Source organism: Natrialba sp. PRR66 (assembly GCF_034808065.1).
In the GTDB taxonomy this organism is placed as follows: Archaea; Halobacteriota; Halobacteria; order Halobacteriales; family Natrialbaceae; genus Natrialba; species Natrialba aegyptia.
The window spans coordinates 1-229 of sequence record NZ_JAXHGN010000308.1; the positions used below are offsets into that span (position 1 = coordinate 1).

The 229-nt window shown below is 65.5% G+C and carries 1 pseudogene; it reads left to right on the forward strand.

The features are described from left to right. Positions 1–229, forward strand: a pseudogene (locus SM755_RS24300) (GNAT family N-acetyltransferase); the annotation flags it as partial.

Genomic DNA, 229 nt, shown 5'->3' on the forward strand with positions numbered 1-229 from the left:
GATCTGAAGGTCGAGTACCTGGGCCCGGTGCTCCTCGAGCGGCAGGCGTTGAAGCCACGCCGTCGCGAGAAACGACTCTCACGGCTCGTCGAGACCAGCCTCGACTGGGTCGACGACGAGATAGACCCGCGGTTCGTGCACGCCAGAACCGGCGCACGGTTCGACGACCCCAGACCGTTCATCTGGCGTGACTGGGAGGTCGTCCCGAGGCACACCTACGTCGTGGATC